The following is a 23,985-nucleotide window of genomic DNA, read 5'->3' on the forward strand; positions in this document are numbered from 1 at the left end:
GTCAAAGGAGACTGCATATGCCCACCACCTCAACCGACCCGCGCGCCGCAGCCGCTGCACTGCTGGTGCCCGGCACTACCTGCCACGGCTTTGCCGTCGAGCGCCGCGAGACCGTGCCCGAGCTCGACTCGGACGCTTACGTGCTGCGACACACTGCCTCGGGCGCTCGTCTGCTGTACCTGGCGTGCGACGACGAAAACAAGGCCTTTGCCATTGGCTTTAAGACGCCGCCGGCCGATTCCACCGGCGTGTTCCATATTCTTGAGCACTCGGTGCTGTGCGGATCGGCCAAGTTTCCCGTCAAGGAGCCGTTTGTCGACCTGATCAAGAGCTCCATGCAGACGTTCCTCAACGCCATGACCTACCCCGACAAGACCATCTACCCCGTTGCCACCACCAACGAGCAGGATCTGTACAACCTGATGGACGTGTACCTGGACGCGGTGTTCAACCCGGCCATCTATACCAAGCCCACCATTTTTGAGCAGGAGGGCTGGCACTACGAACTGGACCTGCCGGAGGGCGACGGCGACAGCAGCGCCGCGAGCCTGCACGAGGGCACGCTGCGTTATAACGGCGTGGTGTTCAACGAGATGAAGGGCGCGCTGTCCGATCCCATGAGCGTGCTGGACGATGCCGTCAACGCCGCGCTCTATCCCGACACCGCCTATGCGCACGAGAGCGGCGGCGACCCGCGCGCGATTCCCGCGCTCACCTACGAGCAGTTCCTGGACACGCACGCGCGACACTACAATCCCTCCAACTCCTACATCACGCTCTACGGCGACCTGGACGTGGACCGCGCACTGGCCTTTTTGGACGAGCGCTATCTGTCGCAGCCGAGTGCCGCGAGCCGCCGCATGGACGCTGCCGTTGCCGCCGGCGAGGACCCGTCCACGCTGGCGCCCAATCCGTTGGACGCGCAGGCGCCCGTGACCTGCGAGTACAAGCGCATCGAGATGGCCACCACACCCGAGAACGCCCTGGTGGGCCTGGGCCTTGTGCTGGGCAGCGCGCTCGACCGCAAGCGCACGATCGCGGCGGATATCCTGTTCGAGGCGCTGCTGGGCTCCAACGAAGCGCCGGTTAAGAAGGCCATTCTGGCCGCCGGCCTGGGCGGCAACGTGGTGAGCTACACCGCGGCCGAGAGCCTGCAGCCCTACGAGCTCATCATGCTGCAAAACGCACAGCCCGGTGTGGCGCGCGAGCTGCGTCGCGTGTTCCAGGACGCCTGCCGCGACCTGTGCGAGCACGGAGTTCCGCGCGAGCGTCTGGAAGCCATCATCAGCAGCAACGAGTACGACCTGCGCCAGCGCGACTATGGCATCGCCGACGGCGTGGCCATTGCGTGCGACGCGCTGAGCACCTGGCTCTACGATGACGACGCCGCGACGCTGGCGCTCAAGTACGGCCCGGTGTACGAGGAGCTGCGTAGCGAGCTGGACGGCAGCTATTTTGAGGACCTGCTGCGCGAGCTGGTGCTGGAAAACGACCACATGGCACTGGTCGAGCTGGTGCCGGTGGACGCCGCCGAGGGTTCGGAGGGTGCCGAGGCCGCCGAGCTGGCAGCCAAGCGCGATGCCATGACCGATGCCGAGCTGACCGACGTGGTCGAGCGCACGGCCGCGCTGCGTGCCGCGCAGGAGGCGGAAGACACACCCGAGGCCAAGGCCACGCTGCCGCGCCTGCGCGTGTCCGACATTGGCGAGGCGCGCCCCGAGCCGCCACTGATCGTGGACACGACCGTGCCCATCCCCTGCCTGCGCCACGGCATCCCCACCAACCGTCTGGCCTACGCCATGCAGTATTTCGACCTGAACTGCGTCGCGTTTGAGGACCTGCCCTATGTGACACTGCTCTGCCGCCTGCTTAAGCAGCTGCCCACGCGCGAGCACTCGGCCGAGGAACTCGACAACTTGCTCGCTGGCAAGCTCGGCTTTTTGAGCTTTACGACCGAGGTCATGACGCAGCCAGAAGTGGACGGCGTGCGCCCCTACCTGCTGGTGAGCGCCGGCGCCCTGTCCGAGAAGATCGATGCGCTGGCGAGTCTGCCGCGCGAGGTATGGTCGAGCACGCTTTTGGCAGATGCCGACGCCGACCGCGTGCGCGACGTGCTCACACAGATTCGCATTGGGCTTGAGCAGGGCTTTATCAACAACGGCCACTCGGCGGCGCTCGGTCGCGCGATGAGCTACAGCTCGCCTTCGGCCGTGGTGCGCGAGCAGCTTTCGGGCGTGGACTTCTATCTGTTCCTGCGCGACCTGCTCGACCACTTTGACGAGCGCGTGAACGGGTTGCGTACCAAGCTTGCCGAGCTGGCAGGCCGCATCTTTGTGGCCGATGGCTGCCTGGCGAGCTTTACCGGCAGCGACGAGGACTTTAACGCATACTGGGCCGCCGCGGGCGACCTGGAGCTGGGCGCTGGCGACGGCGCCGATGCCGGCCGCAACGCGCTCGTGGTGCCGACGCCGTGCGACCGCCACGAGGCCTTTGTCATCCCCAGCGACATCTGTTTTGCGGCAAGCGCGTGCGACCCGCGTCGCTTGGGCATCGACGTGACGGGCGCCTGGGCGGTTGCCGCCAACGCGCTCTCCTACGGCTATCTGTGGAACGAGATCCGCGTTAAGGGCGGCGCGTACGGCTGCGGATTCCGCGCGGCCGGCGAGCGTCAGGCGGCGTTCTACACCTACCGCGACCCGGCAATCGACCCCTCGATTGAGCGCGTGGCGCGCGCGGGCGAATGGCTCGGCAGCTTTGATCCCGACGAGGCCGCCTTTGAGGGCTTTATCGTGAGCTGCGTGAGCGGCATGGACGCGCCGGTGAAGCCGTACGCGCTCACCAAGCGCCGCAACACGACCTACCTGGCCGGGCTCGATCCGCATGCGCGCGAGGAGCGCCGCGCCCAGATGCTCGCCGCCACGCCCGGTGAGCTTCGCTCGCTCGGCGCCGACGTAACGCGCATCGCAGCCGAGTCACCCACCTGCGTCTTTGGCGGCCGCGACGTCATCGCCAAGAGCAACGCCGGCTTCAACGTCATCGACCTGCTGGGCTAAGGCACGGCAAGCAAAACTACCACGAAGGGCGCAGTTCACAGGCGCCCTTCGTGGTAGTTCGAACACTTGTTCTATACGCACACATGTTCTATAGTAGAGGTGCTTGCATCGAACTGAAATTGCAACTAGAATATAGTTGCAGAATGTGAGGCGGGATGACTCGATCCGATAAACTCATCGCCCAGCTGCTTAGCTGTCCTTCAACGTATAGATTTGCTGACTTTCTTAAAGTTATGGCTTCATATGGCTTTGAAATGGACAGCAAAGGCAAGACGTCCGGATCGCGCGTTCGCTTCTACAGGCCATCAGATGGCAGGATGTTCGTAATGCACGCGCCTCATCCATCTGACGAATTGACAGCGGGGACCATTCGAAACATCGTTCGCTTTCTGCAAGATGTCGGAGGTAGTCATGAGTAACGTTTTGGCATACAAGGGTTATTTCGCCCCGGTCGAGTTCGATGCCGAACAGCATGTGCTAACAGGTATGGTCGCCGGCATTAGGGACGCAATCGTATTTGAAGGCTCCACGGCTGAAGAAGTGGAGCAATGCTTCCACGACGCCGTCGACGATTACCTTGAGTTTTGCGCCGAGAAGGGCAAGGAACCCGAGCGGGCTTTTAAGGGCTCGTTCAACGTAAGAACGGGCTCTGAGCTCCACAAGCAAGCAGCGCTGGCAGCGGCAAAGAAGGGTGAGTCACTCAATAAGTTTGTGACTGAAGCGATCGCTGCGGCGCTGTGAAGCCAACGTCGAGTCGAAGCCGCCACACAGGGCGCCTTTGTGGCGGCTTCGACGTTTGCCCAGATAAAACCAGCCAAAATAAGCCTGTCACTTTTTGGCAGGTTTGCTAGAGGAGGTTGGGATGGACAAGGCTGAGTTGCGGCGGGCAATGATTGCCCAGCGCGATGCTCTTGATTTGGACTTGCGGGCGGCGAAGTCTGCTGATATCTGTGCGCGGCTGGTTGAGCTGCTGGGCCGCTTGGATGCCGCGGCGCCGCGCATCGTTGCCGTCTATGCCGCGATGGGTTCCGAAGTCAATCCTGCCGCGTTTGCCGCGGCGGCCGCCAAACGCGACTGGCGCGTGGCCTATCCGTGCATGCTCTCGGCAGCCGAAGCCACAGCTTGTGGCCAGCGCATGTGCATGCGGGCAGTTGCTGTCGACGATGCGTCCGCGGCCCCGTTTATCGCCCACCCTACGCGGGCCTTTGCGGCCACGGACATCGACAGCAACCACTTCCCTATCGTGCCTGCCGAAGCTCTCAACATGATCGTCGTGCCGCTCGTGGCCTTCGACCAAACCGGCGCGCGCCTGGGCTACGGCGGCGGTTGCTACGACCGCTACCTGCCCATGCTCTCGCCCGCATGCCAAATCATCGGCATCGCCTTTGACGAGCAGCGTGTCGACCGCGTTCCCACCGACGCTCACGACCTGCCGCTACCCCACATCATCAGCGCCTAATCGCCGCCATATCAGCCACGGCTACAGCAGTACCATCGCAGCCTAGTGCTCCTCGCCGGCGCGGGCCAGGTCGTAGGGCGTGGTCTGGTAGACGTAGTAGTTGAGCCAGTTGGTGTAGAACAGCTGAGCTTGGCTGCGCCAGACGTTGCGCGGATCGGCGGAGGGGTCGTCGCCCGGGAAGTAATGCGCCGGCACCTGAGGGTTGAGGCCGCGCTTCACGTCGCGCTCGTACTCCAGGCGCAGCGTGTCGGTATCGTACTCGGGGTGACCAAAGACAAAGAAGCGACGGCTGTCGGTCGACTTGACGATGTACAGGCCCACCTCGTCGGACACGGCCACGACCTCAAGCTGCGGCTCGGCCTCCACGTCCTCGCGGCGCACGTCGGTGTTGCGCGAATGTACGGCATAGAAGCGGTCGTCAAAGCCGCGGACCAGCGGGCTTTGCGGCTTCACCAGATAATGCTCGAACACGCCGCTCGCCTTTGCCGGCAGGTCGTACTTCTGGATGCCGTAATGATGGTACAGGCCGGCCTGCGCGCCCCAACAAATGTGCAGCGTAGAGTGCACGTGCGTGGTGGACCAATCCATGATCTGGCAGAGCTCGGGCCAGTAGTCGACCTCCTCGAACGGCATCTGCTCCACCGGCGCGCCCGTGATGATCAGGCCGTCGTAGTGGATGTCGCGGATGTCGTCGAACGTGCGGTAGAACGTCTCCAGGTGGCCGGCGCTCACGTGCGTGGCCTCGTGCGTTTTCGTGCGCAGCAGGTCCACCTCCACCTGCAGCGGCGTGTTGGAGAGCTTGCGCATGATCTGCGTCTCGGTAGCGATTTTGGTGGGCATGAGGTTGAGGATGAGCACGCGCAGCGGACGGATGTCCTGGTGCAACGCGCGGTACTCGGTCATGACAAAGATGTTCTCGCTCTCGAGCTGCGCGGCGGCAGGGAGGGCGTCGGGGATGCGAATGGGCATGAATGCTCCTTACGAGTCAGTTGCAGTTATGGTACAACGACCGGCCCCATCCGCGCGAGTACATCGCCCGGCGATGCCGTCAGCGGCCCAAATCACTCCAAAAGTAGAGATTAAGGCATGCCCAAAAATCTATGGCGCTTTAGCCTAGCAAAGTGGCAGCAGGACGCTACAATGGTTCGACGCGAAAAACTCGGCCGAAAGGATACATATATGTACCAAACGCGTAAGATCGGTGTGGTCGGCCAGGGCCACGTAGGAGCACATGTTGCCAACAGTCTGCTCATGCAGGGCATTGCCGATGAGCTGTACCTGTGCGATATCAACGAGGCCAAGGTGACGTCCGAGGTCCAGGACCTGCGCGACTCCCTTTCGTTTGTCCCGTACAACACCAAGATCGTCAACTGCTACGACCACTACGAGGAGCTTGCCTGCTGCGACGTCATCGTCAACGCCGCCGGCAAGGTCGCGCTGGCCGCCGGCAACCGCGACGGCGAGCTGTTCTTTACCACCGACGCCGCCCGCACCTTTGCCAAGCGCATCGTCGACGCCGGCTTTGACGGCATCTTCGTGAGCATCTCCAACCCCTGCGACGTCGTGTGCACCGAGCTGTGGCACCTGACCGGCTACGATCCCAAGAAGATCATCGGCTCGGGCTGCGGCCTGGACTCCGCCCGCCTGCGCACCGAGATCTCCAAGAAGGTCGGCGTGAGCCCCAAGTCCATCGACGCCTACATGATCGGCGAGCACGGCTTTAGCCAGCTGGCCGCCTTTAAGGCCGCAACCATCGCCGGCAAAAACCTCAACGAGCTTCAGGCCGAGAACCCCGACAAGTATGCCTTCGACCACATGGAGATCGAGGAACTCGCGCGCAAGGGCGGCTATGTGACCTACGCCGGCAAGCAGTGCACCGAGTACGCCGTCGCCAACTCCGCCGCGCGCGTCTGCGCCGCCGTGCTGCACAACGAGCACGCCGTGCTTTCGGCCTCTACGCTTATGACCGGCCAGTATGGCGAGGAGGGTATCTTTACCTCCCTGCCGTGCGTGATCGGTGCCGAGGGCGTCGAGGAGGTCTACACACTCGACCTTTCCGAGCACGAACTCGAGGGCTTCCACAAGAGCTGCCAGCACATTCGCGACAACATCGCCCAACTCGACTGGTGGGATGCCGAGGCATACGACGCCAAGTAAGCGTCGGTTGCCGCGACACCTCGTGAATCTAAGCGCAATACCAAGCGGGCTGCGTCGGAAATCCCCGGCGCGGCCCGCTTTTTGACTCAAACGACACGCTTGCGAATCGAAGGTGAATGTTTTTTCGACAGATGGAACAGGGCGCTTTAATCCTCAAACCACGCGATTGCGCGAATGGGCGAGCCGTCGCAATCCTCAATTTTGAGCGGTGCGCAGCTAAACCAGAACAGATCGTCGCCGCAACAGTCCAAGTCCTTAAGATTCTCGATGTTAACGATATCGCATGCGCGGAACAACTTCTTGTGGCGCGTCAGGTTTTCGTCCGCGATGGGGTCGAGTCCAATTACATCAAAGCCGACGCCCTTGTAGCCGCCATCGATGATCAGGTCCAACACCTCGTCGTCCACGCAAGGATAGTCGCCAAAGTACGCCTCGGTTCCCCAGCGCTTATCCCAACCCAAGTTGAACAGCAAAAACTCGGCTTGGGTCACCTTATCGCCATAGGGATGGAGCTGCTCCACAGTAATGGCCTCACCCTCGGCGAGCATGCGGCAATCGACAACCAATGCCCTGCCTATAAACTGGCTTGCCGGAAACGCATCGAGTGTCGTGCGGTCGGCAAACAGATGCGCCGGTGAATCCATATGCGTCCCCGTATGGGCGTACATCTGCATGAGCGTCTCTTTAAATCCGTCGTGCTCGTAGGTGCTCGACGGCAGCAGCTTGGGTGTATCGGCTCCGGGAAATACCGGCATGTCTTCCCTAATAGTGTGAGTCAAATCAAGCACGCGCATGTTCAATCCCCATTTCTTTCTTGGCAAAGCAAAACGGGGCCCGCACTTGGCGGAAGCCCCGTCGTGAGAGGTTATTCCCGGTACCTAGTACTGCTCGATGCCCATGTAGCGACGAATCTCGGGGCTGTGGTCGAACACCTTGCCGCGGGCGGCGCGCAGCTCGCAGCTCATGTTGTAGAAGAAGATCGGCTCCAGGTACGAACGCACGCTGGCGGGCACCTCGCCCACGCCGTACTCGAGTGCATCGAGCACCATTACCGTATCGGTATGCGTGTTGAGGAACGCCAGCGCGCGCTCCTCCATGGGGCGGCACTCGCCCGATCCGAGCTGCACAAAGTAGAACACGCCGGGCTCGGTGGCCTCGAAGGGGCCGTGAAAGTACTCGCCGGAGTGGATGTAGCAGCAGTGCTGCCACTGCATCTCCATGAGCGAGCAGATGGCCATAGCGTAGGTCTGGCTAAAGTTGGGGCCGGATCCCAGGATATAGAAGAACTTGTGCTGCTGGCAGAGCTCGGCAAAGCGATCGCCCAGCTCGGCGTTGACCTTCTCGCGGGCAGCGGGCAGCAGGGCATCCATCTGCTTAAGGCCGGCGTACATGTCGGCGAGTGCCTCGTAACCCTCCTGCTGGTCGAGCAGTTCGGCAGCGATCAGAGCGCCGATGCCCTGCGGCACCTCGGCCTGCGGCACGTCCTCGCCCCACGGATAGACCCAGGTAGTCCACTTTCCGTTATCGATCTTGGAGCCTTCGCAGTCGGTCATGGCCACGACCTCGGCGCCGGCTGCCAGCGCCATCTCGCAGCCGTCGACGACCTCCTGCGTGTTGCCGCTGTGGCTGCAGGCGATGACGAGCGACTTCTCGCCAAGACTCTTGGGAGCCATCAGGCAAAACTCGCGCGCCGTGTAGACCGTCGAGGTAAACGTGGTTGCCTCGCGCTTGAGCAGCTCGTTGGCCGGCATCAGGTCGATCATCGAACCGCCGCAGGCGATCCAAAAGACGTTCTCGATCTTGCCCTTGCGCTCGATGATTTCCTGAACCAGATCATGTGCGTTCATGGTGATGTTCCTCCTTGTGGGGCGGCTTTGAGCGACGACGGCTCGTACCTGCTGTCGTTCTATGTTGTCCTATTTATAACACGCACGGCAACGCCCGTGAAGTCATTTCACCAAAGTTGTTCTATGTTGTTCTATCTGTGGACGTTAGATGTCGAAGACGTAGCGCGAGCCCACGATCTTTTGGCGGCCGAGCAGTAGAGGGCGCCCGCCAGCGTCGGTAAAGTACGCCTCCATATAGAAGAGCGGCTCACCGACCGGCACCTCCAGCAGCGGGGCCGTCTGAGCATCGGCAAGCGCAATCTCCACGGTGCAGGGGTCGGACTTGAGCGGCGCACGGCCCGAATGCTCGGCAACGAGCGCAAAGATTGAGTTATCGGTGAGGTCCTTGTCGGCAAGCGTCCGCAGGTAGGGATGGTCTGCGAGCACAAAGGCGTTGTTCTCAAGCATGACGGGGATGCCGTCGGCCGTGCGCACGCGCTCGACCACGATAAGCTCGCAGCCGGGCTCCACACCAAAGAACGCCGCATCCTCGTGCGTCGCCGCGACCACCGTGCGCGACACCAGACGCGCACCCGGCACCATGTCGTTGGCAGCACAACCCTCAGTAAAGCTCTGGACGTCACCCTTCTGGACAATCTTGCGCTTGAGCTTGGGAGCGCACACAAAGGTACCCCTCCCCTGCTGGCGGTTGAGATACCCCGCACGCGACAGCTCCTCGATGGCACGGCGCACGGTGATGCGCCCCACGCCATAGGACTTCGCGAGCTCCATCTCGGCGGGGATGCGCGAGCCGGCAGGGTACACACCGCGCGCGATCTCGCCCTTTAGGTCGTCCATGACCTGCTGGTACAGCGGTACGGCGGACACGTCAGTACGGTCGGTCTTGCTATCGGCTACCATCGTTACGCTCCATCCCGCGCATGCTCGGACTCAAACTCTTCAATTGCCGCCATAAACTGCTCGCCAAAGGCGTCGGCCTTTTTCTCGCCAATGCCGTTGACCTGGATCAGCTCGTCGCGCGTCTGCGGGCGTTGGCGGCACAGGCCGCGCAGGGCCTTGTCGGAAAAGACCATATACGGCGCCATCTCCAGCTCCGCAGAGATCTCCTTGCGGAGGGCACGCAGGCGCTCGAACAGCTCGGCATCATCGCCCACGCGCGGGCGTTGATCCAGCTCGGCCTCCTCGCGCAGCAGATCCACCGCACGGCGAGCGCGGGCCGAGGCCTTGCGCTTGGACGCGCGACGCTTAACGGTAAAGGCAAACGCCTCATCCTCGACCTCGGTGGCACGCGGGCCCAGCCCCACGACCGGGTATTGCCCCTGCGAGGTGGCCAGATAGCCGCGGCCGCACAGCTGGCCGATGATGTCCTTGATGCGCCCGACCGATTCGCTCGACAGCTCACCGTAGCCGCGGTCCTCGTCCAGATGCATCTGGCGAATGCGCTCGGTGTTGCCGCCGTGGAGCACATCGGCGATCAGCGACTTGCCAAAGCGCATGGGACGCGTAGCCACATAGCGCACGGCGGCGCGGGCCATATCGGTGACGTCCTCGACCTCGAACTGCGTGAGGCAATTGCTGCAGCTGCCGCAGCCCTCGGCGTCGTCTGCGGTGCCGCCCGCAGCAGCCACAACCGCATGCTCGGCCGCGGCTTCGTCGCCAAAGTAGCGCAGCATGTATTCGCGCAGGCAGCCGGTGGTATTGCAGTAGCCCTCCATCTGGCTGAGCAGGCGATAACGGTTCTGGAGCGCCCACGCGCGCTGCTCTTCGTCGAGTGCCTCATCGGCAGCATCGCCGCGGTCGATCAAAAAGCGGCGCATGCGAAAATCGTTGCCGTTCCACAGCAAGTAACAGCTGGCCGGATCGCCATCGCGGCCAGCGCGGCCCGCCTCTTGGTAGTATGCCTCGATGCTCTCGGGCACGTTGTTGTGGATGACGTAGCGCACGTTGGGCTTATCGATGCCCATTCCAAAGGCGTTGGTGGCAACCATCACCTGAATGTCGTCGTCGATAAAGGCACGCTGGCTCTGGCGACGGGCGTCGTTGCCCATGCCGGCATGGTAGCGGCCAACGCGAATGCCGCTGGGGCCCAGTGCCTCGGCAAGCTCCGCGGCCAGCGCGTCAACCGTCTTGCGGGTCGAGCAATACACGATGCCGCTCTCGCTCGAATGCGCGATCACGTAGTCGCGCACCCAGGCAGTCTTGGCCTTGTCGCCCATCTCCTCGCAACCAAAGTAGAGGTTCTTGCGATCGAAGCCCGTCACTACCGTCGCGGGATTTTGCAGGCCGAGCATCTGCTGAATGTCCGCGCGCACGCGCTCGGTCGCCGTGGCGGTAAACGCCGCCACGATCGGGCGCCGCGGCAGCGAATCGATAAACTCGCGAATCTGCAAGTAGGCGGGACGGAAATCCTGGCCCCATTGGCTTACACAGTGGGCCTCGTCAATGGCCACGAGCGGAACGCCGATGCCGCCTTCGGTCGCGGCTTCCTGCGCAAAAGCCAAAAAGCGCGGCTCGAGCAGGCGTTCGGGCGCCACGTACATAAGCTGGTAGCGGCCCTCACGAGCGCGCTTGAGCACGGTATTTTGCTGAGCCGGGGTAAGACTGGAGTTGAGATAACTGGGCCTCGCGCCCGCCGCGAGCAGCGCGCGGGTCTGGTCCTCCATAAGCGACAGCAGCGGACTCACCACAAAGGTGATGCCGGGCAGCATGAGCGCAGGCACCTGGTAGCAAATGGACTTGCCGGCGCCTGTGGGCATAACGCCGAGCGCATCGCGGCCGGCAAGGATCGCATCCACCATGCGATCCTGTCCCGGGCGAAACGAGGTGTAGCCAAAATAGGCGCCGAGCGTGTCGAGCGCCATCTGCTGCATGCTATCGGTCATGGTTTCCTAACGTCAGAATCATCTGCCGCCGATTATACGCCGCCACGCGGACCGGTGCCGCACCGCTGTCAGCCACGCTCATTCTGCAGGTAGTCATTGGGGACGTTCTCGAATGACTAGTCGTTTAAGAACGTCCCCAATGACTAAGGAGTGTCCCAAGGTGCCGGCAGAAAAGGAACGTCCCCAAGTGCCGGCCCGGCAACGCCGATGTTTTGGCAATGTCAGCGAAAGCCCGCCAGAGCGAGCAAGGTGCCTTGAAACGAGGCGGCATTGACCTTCTGGTCATGCCGCCGAAGCTGAAAGGCAGATTGCCGCTCTGGCGGGCTTGCAGCGTCGGCCGGTCCGCCGTTCGTCAGAACGGCGGAACCAACCCTACATGACCATAACGTAGCGGCTACCCACGTAGTACTGCTTACCCATCAGGACCGGCTCGCCATTGGGGCCGGTAAAGCTGGCACGCAGGTTGAGCAGCGGATCGTGCGGAGCAATGCCCAACTCGGCCGCCTGCTCGGCATTGGCGCGAACAGCCTCGACCGTGCGGTAGCCAACCGATGCAATCGGCGTTCCGCCAACACGCTCGACCTCGGCGAAAATCGACTTGTCCTCAAGATCGGCCGTCAACAGCTCACGGTAGGCGTCAAACGGCACAAAGATGTTCTCCTCAAAGATGGGCTCGCCGTCGGCCGTACGCACGCGCTTGATGTGCAACAGCAGCGCGTCCTTCTGCAGGCCAAAGAACTCCATCTCGTTTTGACGTGCCGGCACAATCTGGCGATCGACCACATGCGCGCCCGCCTTCATGCCATTATCGGCACACAGCGCGGTAAACGTCTGCAGCGTCGAAGCGTGGAACTGGCGGTTGATGTGCGGCGTGGAGACAAAGGTGCCACGGCCCTGCTGCTTAACCAGGTAGCCATCGGAGCACAGCTCCTCGACGGCGCGGCGCACCGTAATGCGGCTCACGTCGTACTGCTCGGCTAGCTCAAGCTCGGACGGAATACGCTCCTTGGGTGCATAAACACCTTTCTCGATCGCATCCTTGATTTCGTCGTAAATCTGCTGGTAAAGCGGTGCATTTTTGGGCGCAGGCATATCTAATCACTCTTATCGAAATATTGAAATAACTAATACGTATATAACGTCTAGTTTCATGTTACCTCATATTGATAAAACGATACACCCTCCCTACCAAAAAGCGACAGCTTCATTTTGGCAGGTTTTATCTGGGCAAACGAGAGCCTCCCGAAAGCAGCGAGGCTTTCGGGAGGCTCAAGCGGACAGGATTGCGCCAGGCCGGCAAAATGCCAAAACCCTACCTGCCGTCGTCCTGCTGCAGGCTGTCCTGCTCGCTGAGGCGCGCCTGCCTGCTGGCCATGCGTGCGGGCTTGTCGGGATCGGGTACGGCCGTGGGCATGGGCTCGTCGACATGACCGCCCCACCAGCCGCCCACAAAGTTGAGCGTGTGGAACACATTGATCACGGCGCCGGGATCAATGTCGCACACCAACTTGATAATGTCCTGGCTCTCGTAGGTCGAGACAACGGCGTGCAGCAGATACATCTTTTCGCGGCTGTATCCGCCAATGACCTCGGCGCAGCTAATGCCGTGCTGAAAATGGTCAACATAGGCGGTCATGACCTCGTCTGCCTTGCGCGTCGTGATCTGCAGCGTCACGCGGTCGTAACGACGATAGAAACTGTCGATGGTCTTGGTCGAAATAAACTGGAACACGATGGAATACGCCGCCTTGTCCCAGCCAAACATAAAACCAAAGATCGCCAGGATAAAGCAGTTGAAACCAAAGATGACGCCCCAGATGGTCTTGCCCGTGTGGTTGGAAACCCACAGCGCGATAAAGTCGGTGCCGCCGGTGGATGCGCCGGATTTAAGCGCGATGGCAGCGCCCAGACCCGAGACCACGCCGCCAAAAATGATGAGCATGATCTTGTCGCCCAAAAACGGAGCGAAGTGAAAGACGTTGAGGAACAGCGACGAGAGCACGACCTGCATCATCGAGAAGATGACGAAGCGCTTGCTAATGCCACTCCAGCATAGGAGCGCCACGGGGATGTTGAGCGCAAGCATGCCGAGAGAGATGTCGATGTGAACGCCGCCAAGCGAGGTAACGCGATCGAGCAGGACCGCGACGCCGGTAAGACCGCTCGGAAGCAGGTCGGCGGGCTGAATGAACGCCTGGATCAGGAATGTCTGGAGAACGGCGGAAATTGTGACCGCCACGGCGGTAATAGCGCGGCGAACGATGGTGAGACGGCCGAGCATGAGCACGCGGTCCGTGAGCTGATCGATGGCGTTCGCCACGTAGGCTCCTTTCGAAGGCAGATGTGGTTGTGGGGCATGCCCGCGATTGTAGCATGGAGCGTGCGGGGGCGCTTCAATTCACCCTCCCTCGACAACCAAAGCGGGACCAACAACCCCCACGACCAAAGGCCCAAATTATAAGTGAGTAGACTTTTTACGATCTGCCGAGCACACCCAAAACCGCCACCCCTGTGACCTGCGGTTTTACTAGAGCAGATGCACTTTGTGCTCGTCCTACACCAAAAAGTCTACTCACTTAGTCCGAATCGAAGCCAAACGGATCAAAATAGATGACTAATTAAGCCAATCCACCGCAAAAAACGTTTGAACCCGTGCTTCTCGCGGCGGATTGACACTACAAAGCGGCCAAAATGTCGGTCAGATTATCAATAACGGCATCGGCTCGCGATTGATCGAGGTTGACGCCCTCGTGCGGACGCAGCGCCAGGACGCGGGCGCCGGAGCGTTTGCCGGCCTCGATGCCTAAAGGCGAATCCTCGATAACCAGGCACTCGGCAGGCTCCACCCCCAGCGTCTCCATGGCACGCAGGTAGATCTCGGGGTCTGGCTTAAACGCACTGCACTCGTGGCCGCTGATGGTGTAGTCCAGCACGTCGGCGATGCCGGCAATCTCCACCAGCTCGTCGATCAGTTCGCGATAGGACGAGCTCGCGATGGCACACTTCACGCCACGCTCGTGCAGCTCGCGCATCACCGGCTCCGTCTGCTCGTTGAGCAGCTCGGCATACGGAACGGGGTGGTCCGGGCTGTAGACCTGCTTATACTCCACGCGCAGGCGCTCGCGCAGCTCAACATCGTCGGGCACCAGCGCCTTCCAAATGGCCGGCTCGTTAGACCCCGAAAGATCGGGGATCTCGTCAAAGTGGAACCCCTTCTCCTCCATAAACGCCACGCGACGACGGTTGTAGAACCACTCGGTATCGACCAGCACGCCGTCCATGTCAAACAGCACTGCCTTGATCATACGCATCTCCTCCCACCTGCCAAAAAGGGACAGGTTTATTTTGGTAGGTTTTATCTGGGATTTGCGACGCGACAGACACGCCCTTCCCAGAGCAAAAAAGGGGACGGGGCGCAAACCCCATCCCCTCTCAATCAACCCGTAAGGTCTACTTACTTGTGATTAGTAGGAAAGCTTCCACATGTAGCGACGCATGGTCAGCGGGTGCTGACGGGCCTCGGCGATCTGGTTGCCATACTCGCGCATAACGGCGAGGTGCAGCAGCGGGTTGAAGTAGGTGACGACGCTCGCGGGCACGGCGTCAGCCAGGCCGTAGTCCTTGGAGTCGATCAGAGCGACCTTGGCGCCCATGCGCTCAAGGAAGGTGAGGGCGCGGGCATCCATCGGACGGGTAGCGCCATCGGACATGAAGAAGACGTAGGGCTTACCCTCGGTGGAAACCTCGAACGGGCCGTGGAAGTACTCGCCGGTGTTGTAGGCAGCGGCGTCGATCCACTGCATCTCGGTGAACAGGAAGGCAGCGTGAGAATAAGCCATCTTCTCGGAGGCACCGGAAGCCATGAAGTAAATCATCTTGTCGTCCTTGAAGTCCTCGGCGAACTTCTTGGCGAGCTTCTTGCAGTGCTGAGCGGCGTTCTCACAGAGCTCGAAGACGTTGGTGAGGCCGGTGATCATGTCCTCGTAGTGGTCATAGCCCTCGGTCTGCTGAAGGATCTCGACAGCAAGAGCGATGGCGTAGCCGGGCTTCTCGCACTTGGCAGCGAAGTTGGCGTGGAAGCCGTGAACGATGACGTAGTCAGCGTCGACGGTCAGAGCGGAGCCAGCCTTGTTGGTGAGGGAGACGACCGGGCAGTTGTGCTTCTTGGCGGTCTTGTTGGCCTCGACGGTCTCGGGCGTGGAGCCACCGAGGGAGCAGGTGATCACGAAGGTGTGCTCGTTGACCCAGGAAGGCGTGTCGTAGTTGAACTCGTTAGCGGTGAAGATCTGAACGTTCAGCTTGTCCGTGTTGTTGGCCAGGAAGTACTTGGCGGGGTAAAGGTCGGACATGGAAGCACCGCAGCCGACGAAGGCGACGCTGTGGATCTCGTGGTTGGACAGGACGTCAGCGACGATCTGCTTAGGGAGGTTAAGGTCGATCTCGTACATCTGACACATTCCTTTCGATTTTTGCGGCGCCACATTGCCGGGCGCTCGCAGGGTTACCGTGGTTTGGACCGAGTCGCCGGCCCGTTGAGGATGCGACAAGGGGACTGTCCCATTGTCGCATTTTGGGAATGGAAGCCTGCCTGGGGTATGGGATGCCAGGCAGGCCCCCGGGGGAAAGCGGTTAGACGCTTGGTCGCGACTAGGCCAGGATGCCGGCCGCGGAGAGGGCGATGCCGCCCACGATGGCGATCACGAGAAGCCAACCGGTGTTGACGTTCTTCTTGATGAGCCAGTACATAAGGCCGGTGAGGCCAAGGGAGATCATCTGGGGCATCATGCCGTCCAGGATGTCCTGGATAACGACGGTGCCCTCAGCGAACTGCAGCGGGGTGGTGGCGCCGATCAGCGTAGCGATCATGCCACCCACGGACATAAGACCCACGATGCCGCAGACATACATGAGCTTCTCCATGAGGTCGCCGCCCTGAAGCTTGCTCAGGTACTCGTGGCCGCCCTGATAGCCCATCTTGGCTGCGAACCAAGTGATCAGCACAGAGGGGACGATGGAGATGAGCATGGCCAGGATCGGGCCCATGATGGAGCCCTGCTGAGCCAGCTGAACGCCCAGGCCAAAGGCGATAACGCGGATGGTGCCCTGGAAGAAGGAGTCACCGATGCCGGAAAGCGGACCCATGAGGGAGGTCTTGACCGCGTTGATCGAATCGGGATCGAAGTTCTCGGGATCCTTGGCGTACTCCTCCTCCATGGAGGCGGAGAGGCCCAGGATGAAAGCGCTCGTCTGCGGGGTGCAGTTGTAGAACGCCATGTGACGGTGGTAAGCCTCTTTCTTAGCAGCGAGCTGCTTGGGGTCGGACTCATCCGGATAGAGGCGATCGAGCGTGGGAACCATGCCGTAGAGGAAGCCCATGTTCATCTGACGCTCGTAGTTCCAAGAGGCCTGGATGGCCCAGGAGCGCCAGAAGAACTGGCTGACCTTCTTGTTCAGGGACACGTCCTTGGTTGCGGTTGCCATAGTGTGTTCCTCCTTAGTCTTCGTCGTCTTCGAGCGGATCGTAGTCGGAATCGACACCGGCGGCTGCATGGGAACCGTTGAACTTGAAGCCCATGAAGACGACAGCCAGGCACACACCGATCAGAGCGACCGCGATGACGGACAGGTTGAGGTAAGCGGCGAGCAGGAAACCGATGAACAGGAACGGAGTCATACCCTTCTTGATCATCATGGTGAGCAGCAGGGCCAAGCCGTAGGCAGTCATGATCTTGGTCGAAACGTTAAGACCAGTGGACAGCCACTCGGGAACCATGTTGACGATGGCCTGAACCAGGTCGGTGCCAACAAAGACGGCGAGGAAGATCGGCAGGAAGTACATGATGGCGTACAGACCGGAGCCGGCGCAGATGTGCATACGGTAGGCGGTCTTGAACTTTCCGTTATCGATCGCGCTATCTGCCACATGGGTGAGGGCGGCGATGATGGAACGGAACACGATGCCGAGGAGCTGACCCAGGACGGCGACCGGGATGGCGATCGTCATGGCGGTCTCGGCGGAAGCATCGGTCAGGCACGCAAAGGCAGCGGCCACGATGCCGCCCAGGACCATATCGGGCGGAACGGCGGCGCCGACCTGCACCAGGCCCATGGACACGAGCTCGACGGCGGCACCGACGGCAAGGCCGGTGGGCACATCGCCCAGCAGCAGACCGACGAGCGTAGCGCCAACGAGGGGCTGCTCGAAGTTAAGACGACCGAGCAGGCGGGAGTCCCACATGCAGAACACGCCGACGAGGCCGACGAGCACCGCACTGATGAACGTATTCATACCCTTCTCCTTTCAGTCAGGCAAAAGCCTGGTTGATTACAGCTTGGCGTCGATGTCGACGCTCTGATACGTAGGGGTCTGCTGAACATAGAGCTTGATGCCCATGTCGAGCAGCTGGTTGACGTCGGCCTTCTGGGTGGCGTCGAGGAAGACGGAGCTGTCCTTGCCGCCGACCTGATCGGCACCATCGTGGTTGGCGGTGGCGCCCAGGTTGATGGCGTCGAGCTTGTAGCCCTGGCAGAACTGCAGCATCTCGGCCGTGTTGCCAAAGACGAACATGACGCGCTCGCCGAGGGTGTTGAGCTTGTCCATCTTGGCGAGGGCACGCTCGACGGTGAAGACGTTCAGACGCACGCCCTGGGGCTTGGCCAGCTTAAGAGCGCCCTTCTTGATGTCATCGTTGGCGGCAGCGTTGTCGACGACGATGATGCGCTCGGCCTGAACCTTGGTGGTCCAGGTAAAGACGACCTGGCCGTGCAGCAGACGGTAGTCAAGACGCGCGAGGACGATCTTGGCGGGACCGGAGCTGTGACGGGACGCCTTGGCCTTCTTGGCGGGAGCCGCGGCGGGCTGGGCCGGTGCATTGGGGTTGGTCAGACCGTTGCGGGCCTCGTTGATGAGGGCCGCGAGCTCGGCGCCCTCGACGGGGACGGGGCTCATAGCGAGCGTGAGCGCCAGCGGGATGTTGAAACCGCTGACAACCGTGAACTTCGTGCCATTCTTGGAAAGCTCGACCATGCTGTTGTTGACCGAGCTGCCGAGCATATCGGTCAGCACATAGACGGTGTCGTCCGCGTTGAACGTGGCGATCATGGCGTCCACCTTATTGGTGATGGGCTCCTTGTCGTCACGAGCAAGCGACACGACGTGGACGTTCGACACGTCGCCGAGAACCATCTCGAGCGTGTCTTTGGCGCCTGCGGCCAGGCCGCCATGAGATGCGAGAATGATCTGATTCATCTTGCCTCCTCCTTTTCGTTACGGTCATTATAACGTCTTATACGTTGCGGATATTGCTAATTAGTATAAAGACCGTTCGCGGGTGAAAATCGACCGTTGACGGGTTTAACGTACTTGAAACGTTGGGCTGGGTAGGCCGGCGCTAGCTGGATAACCCCAGGTCAGACCCTGCGCGCAATCCCCTATCGCACGAAGTACCAGGGGCTTTCCTGCACGGTGGGCTCCAGCGCGATGCCGGTGCGTTCCTTAAACAGATCCATGTCCTGCGATTTCTCCGTCCACCACGCATTGGGCTTAAAGGTCATGCTCTCAACGACATGACCGACAAACACACTGTTGCGCAGCCTGGAGAAGTCGGTGTTCATAATCAGGATGGACGCGAGCACCAGCACAATGCCCAGGACCTTGATCGCGCCGGCGGGCTCGGCATAGACACCAATGCCCACCAGTACGGTGACGACCGTCTCGAATGACATTACGACGGGAACTTTCGACGTCTCGAGCCCCATGGACAGACCCTGCATATATAAGATGTAGGCCACGGCTGTGGGGATGAGTCCAAAGCCAAGGAACAACAGCAGCAGCTGTGGCGACATTGCCGCGGTGACATCCGGCCACGGAGCCGCGATAGCTGCCATAACCGCACCGCCAAAAACAAAGCCCCAAAACGTGACAGCCAGCGGGTGGACCGTCTTGGTTGCTATTCGGCTAAACACCGCGAGCGACGCACCACAAAGGCCTGCAATCACGCCCGACGTGACGCCCCAAACCGAAAAATGAAAACCGGAAAGGTCGCCATTGGTCACCGCAAGCACGCAGCCAACGATGTTAAAGACAATGGCAACGAGCTTGTTAGGGGTCACGTCCTCGCGATAAAGCACGCGGCCGAGCGCGACGCCAAACACCGGCGAGGTGTAGAGCAGCACCGAGGCCGTGGACATGCCCACCTCGCCCATGCACTCGTAATAGCAGGTGTTAGCGGCGGCCAAACCGACGATACCGACAAGTGCGCAGGGAACAAGCTCTTTAGGGCTTGCCTTGAACAGGGCCAGCGGACCCTGAGCCACGGTAGACCCCTCACCCGGACGGCAGCCCATAAACATCAGAACCGGCGCCAAGATAAGCGCTCCGACCAACAAGCGAAAGGCCGCCATGCTCTGGGACGAAACGCCCATGGCCGCAATGCCGTTTACAAAGATTCCGATGCTGCCCCACATAAGCGCGGCGATCAGCACCAGCACATAGCCCAGATTGCTTTTCTTCAACGCAGCCTCCTCGGTATTGTTTCCAATATGTTTCACACTACGTTATAGTCGTTATATACATTTTTCAAGACACAAATCGGCGAGCGGAAAAATCTGCTCTACCGCTACAACCCATTGGTGCAAAGGGGTCAGGTTCATATGCGCCAACTTGGTGCAAAGTAACCTGTCCCCAATGACTAGGACTGTCCCCAAGTGCCGAACGTCTCCAAGTGCCGCATCTGGGCCAAGGCGACGCCGATGCTTTGGCAACGCCAGCGAAAACCCACCTGAGCGAGCAAGGTGCCTTGAAGCGAAGCGGCATTGACCTTCTGGTCATGCCGCTGAAGCTGAAAGGCAGATTGCCGCTCAGGTGGGTTTGCAGCGTCGAGCCGTTACGGCGTTTGGTAAAACGCCGTAACTAATAATCAAGCTTCCACATGTAGCGGCGCGTCATGTAGTCCTTGTGAGTAACGGCAGAGAGTGCACGCATATACACGTTGTTGAGGATCGGGGCAAAGATCAGGTGGTTGAAGTACTCGCTCACGCTGTCCTTGATGTCGTTGAGGCCGAGCTCCTTGGCGTCAAGCTGATAGACGCGCTCGCCACCGTACTGGTTGACGAAGCGGATGCCGCGCTCGTCGTTGCAGCGGCTGCGGCCGACGCTGATGAGCTGGAACAGCGAGGTACGCTTGTCCAGGATCTCGAAGGGACCGTGGAAGAAGTCGCAGGTGTTGATGGTGCAGGAGTCAATCTGCAGCATCTCCTGCACGTTGCAGATGCTAAAGACGTAGGCGGCACCAAAGAGCGGACCCTGAGCCATGACGTTGATGCAGGGCTTGTCGGCGTTCTGCTCGGCCCACTTGGCAGCAAGCGGACGGGTGTACTCGACGGCCTTGCGATAGATGGGGTCGACCAAGTCGAACGCGGCCATAGCGGTCTCGTACTCGGCATAGCCCTCGGTCTGCTGCGTAAGCTCCATGGCGATCATGGTCACGACGGCGGAGTTGGTGCGGCCCATGCAGGACTCGTCGACGGCCAAGCTGTCGTACTGGATCTTGTAGTCGCAGACCTCGGTGAGGCCGGACTCGTCAACATAGATGGCGATGGTGCTGGCGCCGTGGTCCTTGGCGACCTGGGCGGCGACGATGGTCTCCTTGGTGCCGCGCATGGACACGACGACGGCCAGGGTGTTCTCGTTAACGTAGGCGGGGGTTGCGTGCACGAACTCGTTGCTGGTGTAGCTGGAGCTCACGACCTGCGTGGCCTCGTGCTCCATAAAGTACTGGGCAGGATAGTTGCCGCCGTTGGATCCGCCGGCGCCAATCCACACGACGCGCTTGATGCCGCCCTTGTCTGCCTTGTCAGCCAAAACCTGGGAGACGACATCCTTAACCTGTTCCTGAGTAGTCATCGTGCATCAGCCTTTCTTCTCGTTTGATGCTCTCGATGGCATACAAGTTACATACATGTTTTGGTTATGTCGACTAGTTGTATGCTATATTTGACTTAGAAATTCTGCTGGTAAGGTTTTCGACTTCTCGTTACCAGCAGTTTTGTTGTTGTATTGAATACATGCTTGATTAGACTCGCATACAAGTTAGATACAGGTTGATCGCATGAAAGCTTCGTCTAAAAAGAAACTGGCCCAATACGAGCGCTTGGCGGGCATGCTGCGTGACCGCATCGCCGCCGGCGTCTACGCGCGCGAAGACAAGCTGCCGTCCGAGATGGAACTCATGGACGAATCGGGGCTGTCGCGCAGCACCGTGCGCCACGCCCTTAAGGTGCTCATTGATGAGGGCCTGGTGCGCACCGAGCGCGGGCGTGGCGCCTTTGTGGCCGACACGCCCGCGCTCCACGAGAACAATCTGGTGTTTTCGAGCTATACCAAGCAGGTCGAGGGCCAGGGCATGAAGCCCACCACACGCACGGTGGACTCGGGCTTTACCAAGGCGGGCGGCAGCATAGCTAAGTTCTTTGATGCCGCCGTGGGCAGTAAGCTCGTCAAACTTGTCCGTCTGCGTTATCTGGACGATGCGCCACTGTGCCTGGAGACCACCTATCTGCCGCCAAGCTTTGGGTCGCTCATCGATCGCGATATCAACGGTTCGCTCTACGCCACGCTGCGTCAAGAATTCCATCGCGCGCCGGCACAGGGACATAAGACCTTTGAGGTGTGCTATGCCTCGCAAAACGAGGCGTTTTTGCTCAACGTCGAGCGCGGGCAGGCGCTGATCCTGATCACCGACTACGTCTACGACACCGACGGCCGACCGCTCCATGTCTCTAAGCGCATCCAACGCACCGACCGCGCCAAATACACCGAGCCAATCGGCTAACCTGCCAAAATAAACCTGTCCCTAAATGGTAGGTTTGGGGAGGTCGGGGAACCAGGTTGGTTTGGGTTGGTTGGGTGTGCGCTCGGCTAGGACCAACTCCATCCAGCACATGTCGTACCAGCGGCCGAACTTTTGGGCACAGCGATCGAAGGCGCCCACCAAGCGATATCCCATATGGGCATGGAAGTCCTGGCTATTGTGCGTTAGATACTCGTCGTCCTTGTCGTGCGGCACGGCGATGAGCGCGCACATGTTGGTGATGCCCATCGCGATCAGGCACTGCTTGAGCGCATCGTGCAGCTTGCGACCCAGCCCGCCATGGCGCACATCGCGTGCCAGGTAGATCGACGTCTCGACCGACCAGTCGTATGCCTCGCGGCTGTTAAGCGAACTCACGTAGGCATAGCCTACCGGACGCCCGTCCAACTCCATCACCAAATACGGATAGCGCTTGAGCGTACGCTCAATACGCCCGGCGAACTCCTCAACGCTCGGCACCTCGTATTCGCAGGTAATCGCCGTCTGGCGCACATACGGCTCATAGATGGCAAGCAACACCGGCGCGTCTTCGGGCGTCGCCAGGCGAATCGTCGGCTCGGACATCTCGGTCATACAACCCTTCTCCCTCAAAAACAAAGGCCGCCTTGCGCCAAACCTAGCGCAAGGCGGCCCCTCGTCATTACATCAGGCTACAGGACAGCCGCCAACGCGTCGATATCCTCCTGCGTCGTGGCCCAGCTGGTGCAAAAGCGCACCACCGTGTGGGTATCGTCGTACTTTTCCCAGTACTCGATCGCCGCGTGCTCGCGAATGCGGGCCATGTCCTCGTTGGGCAGAATCACGAACTGCTGGTTGGTCGGCGTCTCCAAGAAGAACTGGTAGCCGCGCTCGTGCAGCACGCGACGAAGCGCCTGCGCGGTTTCGATCGCCTGGCGACCAATCTCAAAATACAGGCCGTCGGTAAAGAGCGCCTCAAACTGCACGCCCGTCAGGCGGCCCTTGGCCAGCAACGCACCGTGCTGCTTAATGCGCGGAATGGGATGCGCCGGAGCGTGCATGCCGCAAAACACCACGGCCTCGCCGCAAAGCGCGCCGCACTTGGTGCCGCCGATGTAGAACACGTCGCATAGCTGCGCCAGCTCGGGCAGGGTAATGTCGCACTCATCGGCCGCCAGCGCATAGGCCAGGCGGGCGCCATCCACAAACAGCGGAATCTCGCGCTTCTGGCACACTGCGTGAATCGCCGCGAGCTCGGCCTTGGAGTACAGCGTGCCATACTCGGTCGATAGGCTCACGTACACGGCACCCGGGAACACCGTGTGCTCGTAGCTCTCGTTTTCGTAGAACACCTGGATATAGCTCTCGAGGTCCTCGGCGTGCATCTTGCCCTCGTAGCCGGGGATGGTGAGCACCTTGTGGCCGCCAAACTCGATGGCCCCCGCCTCGTGGCAGGCGACGTGGCCAGTCTCAGCAGCAACGACGCCTTCGTACGGCGCGAGCAACATGTCGATCACCGTCGCGTTGGCCTGCGTGCCGCCCACCAGAAAAAACACGTCGGCATCGGGGGCCTGACAGGCCTCGCGGATAAGCTGCTTGGCACGCTCGGTGTGCGCATCGGTACCGTAGCCGGGCTGCGGCTCCATATTGGTGTCGACGAGCGCCTGCAGCACTGCCGGATGTGCGCCGTGGGAATAATCGTTGTTGAACGCGAGCATGGCAATCCTCTCTTACCGGGTATCGGCCAGATGACTCAAA

At 60.8% G+C, this 23,985-nt stretch carries 21 protein-coding genes; 5 read left to right on the plus strand and 16 right to left on the minus strand.

What is annotated here, in order from left to right:
- The first annotated feature begins 17 nt into the window (after positions 1-17).
- The 3 genes from AAAX34_RS01515 (at position 18) to AAAX34_RS01525 (ending at position 4,512) form a co-directional block, all read left to right on the plus strand.
- The gene (locus tag AAAX34_RS01515; protein WP_349109756.1) at positions 18-3,053 is read left to right on the plus strand and encodes an insulinase family protein; all 3,036 of its coding nucleotides are present in this window, start codon (positions 18-20) and stop codon (positions 3,051-3,053) included.
- A 411-nt stretch (positions 3,054-3,464) separates the two neighbouring features.
- Positions 3,465-3,794: a type II toxin-antitoxin system HicB family antitoxin gene (locus AAAX34_RS01520; RefSeq protein WP_022094981.1), complete on the plus strand. Its 330-nt coding sequence runs from the start codon at positions 3,465-3,467 to the stop codon at positions 3,792-3,794.
- Positions 3,795-3,915: 121 nt separating this feature from the next.
- Positions 3,916-4,512, plus strand: a complete 597-nt coding sequence (locus tag AAAX34_RS01525; protein ID WP_349109757.1) for a 5-formyltetrahydrofolate cyclo-ligase — start codon at positions 3,916-3,918, stop codon at positions 4,510-4,512.
- Positions 4,513-4,554: 42 nt separating this feature from the next.
- On the opposite strand, the gene metA is transcribed toward AAAX34_RS01525, so the two are convergent.
- Positions 4,555-5,481 (minus strand): homoserine O-succinyltransferase, encoded by a 927-nt coding sequence (gene metA, locus AAAX34_RS01530; protein WP_117746724.1) that lies wholly within the window; start codon positions 5,479-5,481, stop codon positions 4,555-4,557.
- A gap of 210 nt (positions 5,482-5,691) precedes the next feature.
- On the opposite strand from metA, the gene AAAX34_RS01535 reads away from it, so the two are divergent.
- Positions 5,692-6,669, plus strand: coding sequence for an L-lactate dehydrogenase (locus AAAX34_RS01535; RefSeq protein ID WP_349109758.1), 978 nt, complete (start codon positions 5,692-5,694; stop codon positions 6,667-6,669).
- Positions 6,670-6,815: 146 nt separating this feature from the next.
- Here AAAX34_RS01535 and AAAX34_RS01540 read toward each other — a convergent pair whose 3' ends face one another.
- The 13 genes from AAAX34_RS01540 to AAAX34_RS01600 all read right to left on the minus strand — a co-directional run bounded on the left by AAAX34_RS01540 (position 6,816) and on the right by AAAX34_RS01600 (position 21,302).
- The gene (locus AAAX34_RS01540; RefSeq protein WP_035137154.1) at positions 6,816-7,463 is read right to left on the minus strand and encodes a cyclase family protein; all 648 of its coding nucleotides are present in this window, start codon (positions 7,461-7,463) and stop codon (positions 6,816-6,818) included.
- An 84-nt stretch (positions 7,464-7,547) separates the two neighbouring features.
- Positions 7,548-8,516: an SIS domain-containing protein gene (locus tag AAAX34_RS01545; RefSeq protein WP_349109759.1), complete on the minus strand. Its 969-nt coding sequence runs from the start codon at positions 8,514-8,516 to the stop codon at positions 7,548-7,550.
- A 144-nt stretch (positions 8,517-8,660) separates the two neighbouring features.
- Positions 8,661-9,416: a GntR family transcriptional regulator gene (locus AAAX34_RS01550; protein ID WP_349109760.1), complete on the minus strand. Its 756-nt coding sequence runs from the start codon at positions 9,414-9,416 to the stop codon at positions 8,661-8,663.
- A gap of 2 nt (positions 9,417-9,418) precedes the next feature.
- Complete coding sequence (locus tag AAAX34_RS01555) at positions 9,419-11,398, minus strand: ATP-dependent DNA helicase RecQ (RefSeq protein WP_349109761.1); 1,980 nt, start codon at positions 11,396-11,398, stop codon at positions 9,419-9,421.
- A 372-nt stretch (positions 11,399-11,770) separates the two neighbouring features.
- Entirely contained in the window at positions 11,771-12,490 is a 720-nt protein-coding gene (locus tag AAAX34_RS01560) for a GntR family transcriptional regulator (RefSeq protein WP_349109762.1), read from the minus strand.
- A 220-nt stretch (positions 12,491-12,710) separates the two neighbouring features.
- Positions 12,711-13,718: a YitT family protein gene (locus tag AAAX34_RS01565; protein ID WP_349109763.1), complete on the minus strand. Its 1,008-nt coding sequence runs from the start codon at positions 13,716-13,718 to the stop codon at positions 12,711-12,713.
- Between the two features lie 355 nt (positions 13,719-14,073).
- The gene (locus AAAX34_RS01570) at positions 14,074-14,703 is read right to left on the minus strand and encodes an HAD family phosphatase (protein WP_349109764.1); all 630 of its coding nucleotides are present in this window, start codon (positions 14,701-14,703) and stop codon (positions 14,074-14,076) included.
- A gap of 159 nt (positions 14,704-14,862) precedes the next feature.
- A complete protein-coding gene (locus AAAX34_RS01575; protein WP_230317570.1) occupies positions 14,863-15,846 on the minus strand; it encodes an SIS domain-containing protein in 984 nt (327 codons plus the stop codon).
- Positions 15,847-16,045: 199 nt separating this feature from the next.
- On the minus strand, positions 16,046-16,879 hold the full coding sequence (locus tag AAAX34_RS01580; protein ID WP_035136780.1) for a PTS system mannose/fructose/sorbose family transporter subunit IID: 834 nt from the start codon (positions 16,877-16,879) through the stop codon (positions 16,046-16,048).
- Positions 16,880-16,892: 13 nt separating this feature from the next.
- A complete protein-coding gene (locus tag AAAX34_RS01585) occupies positions 16,893-17,687 on the minus strand; it encodes a PTS sugar transporter subunit IIC (RefSeq protein ID WP_022095161.1) in 795 nt (264 codons plus the stop codon).
- Between the two features lie 36 nt (positions 17,688-17,723).
- Entirely contained in the window at positions 17,724-18,647 is a 924-nt protein-coding gene (locus AAAX34_RS01590; RefSeq protein WP_052043996.1) for a PTS mannose/fructose/sorbose transporter subunit IIAB, read from the minus strand.
- 182 nt (positions 18,648-18,829) lie between these two features.
- Positions 18,830-19,912 (minus strand): DMT family transporter, encoded by a 1,083-nt coding sequence (locus AAAX34_RS01595; protein ID WP_196026340.1) that lies wholly within the window; start codon positions 19,910-19,912, stop codon positions 18,830-18,832.
- Positions 19,913-20,309: 397 nt separating this feature from the next.
- Positions 20,310-21,302 (minus strand): SIS domain-containing protein, encoded by a 993-nt coding sequence (locus tag AAAX34_RS01600; RefSeq protein WP_006235139.1) that lies wholly within the window; start codon positions 21,300-21,302, stop codon positions 20,310-20,312.
- Between the two features lie 205 nt (positions 21,303-21,507).
- Here AAAX34_RS01600 and AAAX34_RS01605 point away from each other — a divergent pair, with 205 nt between their 5' ends.
- The gene (locus AAAX34_RS01605; protein ID WP_349109765.1) at positions 21,508-22,230 is read left to right on the plus strand and encodes a GntR family transcriptional regulator; all 723 of its coding nucleotides are present in this window, start codon (positions 21,508-21,510) and stop codon (positions 22,228-22,230) included.
- Positions 22,231-22,251: 21 nt separating this feature from the next.
- On the opposite strand, the gene AAAX34_RS01610 is transcribed toward AAAX34_RS01605, so the two are convergent.
- Both AAAX34_RS01610 and AAAX34_RS01615 read right to left on the minus strand, forming a co-directional pair.
- Positions 22,252-22,842: a GNAT family N-acetyltransferase gene (locus AAAX34_RS01610; RefSeq protein ID WP_196026338.1), complete on the minus strand. Its 591-nt coding sequence runs from the start codon at positions 22,840-22,842 to the stop codon at positions 22,252-22,254.
- Between the two features lie 77 nt (positions 22,843-22,919).
- The gene (locus tag AAAX34_RS01615; RefSeq protein ID WP_349109766.1) at positions 22,920-23,945 is read right to left on the minus strand and encodes an aminotransferase class V-fold PLP-dependent enzyme; all 1,026 of its coding nucleotides are present in this window, start codon (positions 23,943-23,945) and stop codon (positions 22,920-22,922) included.
- Positions 23,946-23,985: the final 40 nt, after the last annotated feature.

This window comes from Collinsella sp. CLA-ER-H4, assembly GCF_040092395.1.
In the GTDB taxonomy this organism is placed as follows: Bacteria; Actinomycetota; Coriobacteriia; order Coriobacteriales; family Coriobacteriaceae; genus Collinsella.

Excerpts from the sequence above, each read along its gene's own strand:
- AAAX34_RS01540 (WP_035137154.1), bottom strand. The coding sequence starts at position 7,463 with ATGCGCGTGCTTGATTTGACTCACACTATTAGGGAAGACATGCCGGTA.
- AAAX34_RS01535 (WP_349109758.1), top strand. The coding sequence starts at position 5,692 with ATGTACCAAACGCGTAAGATCGGTGTGGTCGGCCAGGGCCACGTAGGA.
- AAAX34_RS01605 (WP_349109765.1), top strand. The coding sequence starts at position 21,508 with ATGAAAGCTTCGTCTAAAAAGAAACTGGCCCAATACGAGCGCTTGGCG.
- AAAX34_RS01590 (WP_052043996.1), bottom strand. The coding sequence starts at position 18,647 with ATGAATCAGATCATTCTCGCATCTCATGGCGGCCTGGCCGCAGGCGCC.
- AAAX34_RS01515 (WP_349109756.1), top strand. The coding sequence starts at position 18 with ATGCCCACCACCTCAACCGACCCGCGCGCCGCAGCCGCTGCACTGCTG.
- AAAX34_RS01575 (WP_230317570.1), bottom strand. The coding sequence starts at position 15,846 with ATGTACGAGATCGACCTTAACCTCCCTAAGCAGATCGTCGCTGACGTC.
- AAAX34_RS01520 (WP_022094981.1), top strand. The coding sequence starts at position 3,465 with ATGAGTAACGTTTTGGCATACAAGGGTTATTTCGCCCCGGTCGAGTTC.
- AAAX34_RS01555 (WP_349109761.1), bottom strand. The coding sequence starts at position 11,398 with ATGACCGATAGCATGCAGCAGATGGCGCTCGACACGCTCGGCGCCTAT.
- AAAX34_RS01610 (WP_196026338.1), bottom strand. The coding sequence starts at position 22,842 with ATGACCGAGATGTCCGAGCCGACGATTCGCCTGGCGACGCCCGAAGAC.
- AAAX34_RS01580 (WP_035136780.1), bottom strand. The coding sequence starts at position 16,879 with ATGGCAACCGCAACCAAGGACGTGTCCCTGAACAAGAAGGTCAGCCAG.
- metA (WP_117746724.1), bottom strand. The coding sequence starts at position 5,481 with ATGCCCATTCGCATCCCCGACGCCCTCCCTGCCGCCGCGCAGCTCGAG.
- AAAX34_RS01585 (WP_022095161.1), bottom strand. The coding sequence starts at position 17,687 with ATGAATACGTTCATCAGTGCGGTGCTCGTCGGCCTCGTCGGCGTGTTC.
- AAAX34_RS01600 (WP_006235139.1), bottom strand. The coding sequence starts at position 21,302 with ATGACTACTCAGGAACAGGTTAAGGATGTCGTCTCCCAGGTTTTGGCT.
- AAAX34_RS01615 (WP_349109766.1), bottom strand. The coding sequence starts at position 23,945 with ATGCTCGCGTTCAACAACGATTATTCCCACGGCGCACATCCGGCAGTG.
- AAAX34_RS01550 (WP_349109760.1), bottom strand. The coding sequence starts at position 9,416 with ATGGTAGCCGATAGCAAGACCGACCGTACTGACGTGTCCGCCGTACCG.
- AAAX34_RS01525 (WP_349109757.1), top strand. The coding sequence starts at position 3,916 with ATGGACAAGGCTGAGTTGCGGCGGGCAATGATTGCCCAGCGCGATGCT.
- AAAX34_RS01560 (WP_349109762.1), bottom strand. The coding sequence starts at position 12,490 with ATGCCTGCGCCCAAAAATGCACCGCTTTACCAGCAGATTTACGACGAA.
- AAAX34_RS01570 (WP_349109764.1), bottom strand. The coding sequence starts at position 14,703 with ATGATCAAGGCAGTGCTGTTTGACATGGACGGCGTGCTGGTCGATACC.
- AAAX34_RS01545 (WP_349109759.1), bottom strand. The coding sequence starts at position 8,516 with ATGAACGCACATGATCTGGTTCAGGAAATCATCGAGCGCAAGGGCAAG.